Below are 4,027 nucleotides of genomic sequence, written 5' to 3'. Positions count from 1 at the left end.
ACCGTGCCCCCTTCAGCGAGGAACGCTGCCGTCATTGCCGAAAAATACCGCGACGTCTGGCGCATCAGCACGTCTGGGTCCGCAGCCTCGGCAATAGTAGTAAAGCCCTGCACGTCGGTGAAAACCAGCGTGACCTCCTGCTTGACCCCGCCGAGCCTGGTCGAGATGGAATTTTCGATCAACCCGCGGACGATCTCCTTGGGAACGAAGTGGGCGAACGACCATATCGCGCGCTGCGCGAGATTCATTGTACTGCCCAGCGCGTGGATTTCCTTGATATAGGACGTTACCGGCACCAGTTCGGGTTCAGATAGTGTCTGCAATTGGCGGGCCTGCGCGGTAACGCGCTGGATGGAGCGCGACATCTGGCTGCCGAACATCCAGACGATCGGAAGAAAGGCAGCGCCAACCAGTATCGCAAGGACAAGTCCGGTGAACTGAAGCCTGCGGACATTCTGAACGAAGTCGTCCTGGGCAGCCAGTAGCAGGATGCTGCCGTTGTAACGTTCGCCGAGTGCGAACTTCGTCACTCGGAAGAGAAAGCCCTTGCCTGTCCCGTCATCGATGCTTCCTTCATAGCTGTCCCTGTTGTACGAACCGCGGATCACCGAGGCCATCATTCCCGTATTGATCTCATCGATGCTCGGCAACGACGATTGGGCCGGGTGCGTCATTGCGTTCGTAACGAGATCGGTAAATTCGGGGTGGGCGATAATTGATCCTGCCTGGTCGAAAATCATGACCGTACCATGCTCGCCCGGCCGCTGAGCCTGGACAAACTCACTGAACGTATCGAGCTTGAGATCGGCGGCAAGAACGCCCGGCACCTTGCCTCGCAGCGGCGCGCTCACGGTGATGACCGGCGCGCCTACGCTGTACGAGAGGTAGGGCTCGGAAATGTAGGGATTGTCCGCTTGCATCGTCGCCCAATACCAGGAACGTTTGCGGGGGTCGTAGCCGTATTTCCACAGGTCGAGCTCTCCAATCTCGTTGCCTTGCTTGTCCTGAAAGATGCGCCGTAGCGGCAGATCGCCGTCCATCGTAGGACGTATGAGACTGATCGCAATCTCGGCGTTCGCCGGCGCGCGGAAGTGCTCGCGCTGCTCTTCGGTAAGGTCTCTGATGCGCCGCACCTGGAGCCAGGCACCATTCTCGAAACCGGCATAGATACTGTCCATCTGCGGAAATTCTTGCAGCGCGGCCTTGAACAACGGAATTGCACGGCCGGTCTCGCTCCTCTCATTGGAGTCTGCGACGCTCGAACTCGTAGCGAGCACATGGACCAGGGACGAAATCGTGGAAAGCTCGCCCTGAAGCCGTCCGAGCACCTTGGTGCTGGTTGCGTCCATGTAGGCCGAAGCGGCTTCGCGCGTGGCAAGGCGCAACGAGCGTAGTTGAATGGCGACCAGCAGCAAGGTCAGCGCCACGACAAACGACATGACCGCAAAGGTGATGGAGGTCCGGAAAGTGAACATCCGTGTCTACCCGATCGTCATTCAGGCGCTCTACGGTTCGCTTCGGCGCGATTGCCCGCTCACCGTTTGCCGGCTGTCGTTTATCCGAATATTGCCGCTGTCGCGATAGTACCCCAAAAAGCAGTAATGGCTGCTGTCCAAATGTCACATGCAGTTTGTGTCACCTTCAGCGCCGAGCCGAGCCGGCTTCGGCCCAGCACCAATCGATGGGAAGGTCCCGCGGCGGCTTGCGAAGTCGGCCCAATGGCGGAGATAGTGTCAGTCAACTCCTTTTGAAAGAACGACCATTTTGACCTTTCCAGGCCAAACCCACCATTTGAGCTACCGTCCGAAAATGGAGTTCCGTCCGCTTAAGCGGTGAGCGGGCTCATCATAAACTTGTATTGTCCGGAGCCTGCCGCGCCTGGCAAGCTGTCGCTAACCTAGGATAGCCCACCCATGTGGCGGCAGCGTAAGCTCGGTCCTGCCGCCAGCCCTGCGCACCGCGCCTGATCCTGCAAGCCTGTCGACGCCGGAATCGATGGTACGTCCGACCACTGCGTCCGCCAAGTTCAGCGCAACCCATAACCGATTGCCTTCATCGAATGCTTCGAAGACCAGGTCCGTATTGCGAATCTCGACCATGCGGGTCTTCGCCCGAACGAGCCATGGATGCCTCCGCCGTAGTCCGATCAGCTCCTGATGCAGCCGGTATGTCGGCCAGCCGAATGGCGCCAGCTCAGCTGGCGTCGCCGGAAAGGCCGGACGGATCGCGTCGTCGCCTCTGGCACGGTGCTCCTTGATTCCGCGGAACGCCTGTTCATCTCCGGCATAGATCGAGGGGGTGCCGCCACAGGTCATGAGAATGACCAGCGCGTGCGCAATATGCCGTTCGTCCAGAAGCTGGCTTGCGATCCGCGTGACATCATGATTGCCGATGAACGTCTGCGGTACGAACCGGCCGATCATCGCATTGTGCCGCGCGAGCGCCCATGCGAGCTCATGGAAGTTGCGATCGTTCAGGGCGCTCCAGTTGCCTTCCAAAGCTCGTACTGCGTGACCGCATCGACGCCGATCTCGTCGACGAAGCTGGCATAGTCACCGTGAATCACCTCGCCGAAGATGTAGGCGTCGGCATGCCGCGTGCGAACCGCGGGCAAGACGCGGTTCCAGAATTGTCGCGGGACAGCATAGGCCGCGTCGAGCCGCCAACCATCGGCACCGCRATCAAGCCAGTGGTTCATCACACGTATGACATAGTCGGCGACCGCGGGTTCGTCGTGATTGAGCGTCACAAGCTGGTGGTGACCTTCGAAGGTCGCGCAATCAGGCTCCTTTCCGTCCGCCGGCCAGGTCAAGCGAAACCAAGAGGCTTCCGGCGATTGCGAACCGCCAGCGACGGCGCGCTGAAAGCGTGGAGATTGGCGGCCCATATGGTTGAACACGCCGTCCAGGATGATGCGCAGGCCGCGGCGACGAGCCGCTTCGACGAATGCGTCGAAGTCCGCGTCGTACCCAAGCCGCCCGTCGATCCGGAAGTGATCGGTCGTGTCGTAGCCATGGGTCGACGAGGCAAAGATCGGCCCCAGCAGGATGCCGGACGCGCCGAGCTCCACGACGTAATCCAGCCACCGGACAAGGTGGTCAAGGCGATGCACGACGCCGACGCACGCGCCGGCCTCCCGTTCGGCGCCGACGAAGCCGAGCGGATACACGTGCCACCAGATGGCGTGCTCGATCCAGTTGTTCACGCGCCCCTCCAAGCCACATTCACTCCTCAAGCCGGTCGCCACCCTTGACAAAGATCATGCCGATCGCACCGAGGGTCAACAGCACGGCGATCGGAACGAGACCGACGGCCTGGGACTGAAAGCGCGCCGTCAGGATTCCAACCAGCATCGGAGCGATCCAGACTGTCGTGCTGGCGGTCAGGCCGAACAGCCCGAAATAGGAGCCAACGCGCATCGGCGGCACGATCTGAATGATCATGGCGCGCCCCGACGCGATCGAGGCCACCGCGAATGCCGTCATCGATCCCGACAGCAGCATGAAGGCGATCTCGGGCACGGTTCGAACAACCGGGCCGCTCCACAGCGGCTGCGCGGCCGGGTCATGGGGCCAGAAGAAGATCATCCGGTCCGGCGTCGTGCCGAGGACCATGACCAGCAGCACGACCGTAACCGATATCTGGACGATGATGGCGCGGCGCGTGCCAAGTCGCGCGTTCAGGCTTGCCGCCAGCAAGCCGCCGAGAGCGGCGAATGCGATCTTGACGACGGCRAAACTGAGGAGCTTGAAGCCGTGCCATCCCATCACGCCCGAGGCATAGATGCCTTCGAAGATGATAAGGGTGTGAAAGCCGTCGGCATAGAAGGTCCGGGCGATCAGGAATTTCAGCAGATTCGGCTGCTTTCGTAGACCGGCGATCAGAGCGAACACGTCCCTTGAACCGAGGCGGATCGCCCTCAGGAAGGTCTCGCCCGATGCCGGCGCGTCGATGGTGAAGCGAAGCAGCATCAACAGCCCGACGCAGCCGAGCGCTTCGATCAGAGGCCCGATCGATCGCTCCATCT

Annotated in this window: 4 protein-coding genes; all 4 read right to left on the bottom strand. The window is 61.0% G+C overall.

The genetic code is table 11. The features are described from left to right. Positions 1-1,475: cache domain-containing protein (locus tag AC1D00_RS30465; RefSeq protein WP_477013214.1), on the bottom strand; the 1,475-nt coding region annotated here is incomplete at its 3' end. A gap of 417 nt (positions 1,476-1,892) precedes the next feature. Continuing rightward, complete coding sequence (locus AC1D00_RS30460; RefSeq protein ID WP_477013213.1) at positions 1,893-2,498, bottom strand: alpha-amylase family glycosyl hydrolase; 606 nt, start codon at positions 2,496-2,498, stop codon at positions 1,893-1,895. Then, the gene (locus tag AC1D00_RS30455; RefSeq protein WP_477013212.1) at positions 2,474-3,205 is read right to left on the bottom strand and encodes an alpha-amylase family glycosyl hydrolase; all 732 of its coding nucleotides are present in this window, start codon (positions 3,203-3,205) and stop codon (positions 2,474-2,476) included. The genes AC1D00_RS30460 and AC1D00_RS30455 overlap by 25 nt, the downstream gene beginning before the upstream one ends. Before the next feature lie 19 nt (positions 3,206-3,224). After that, the coding region (locus AC1D00_RS30450) for an MFS transporter (protein ID WP_477013211.1) at positions 3,225-4,027 on the bottom strand (803 nt) is incomplete at its 5' end.

The organism is Bradyrhizobium sp. P2_E8 (assembly GCF_056403875.1).
This window is presented reverse-complemented; position numbering and strand designations above follow the sequence as displayed.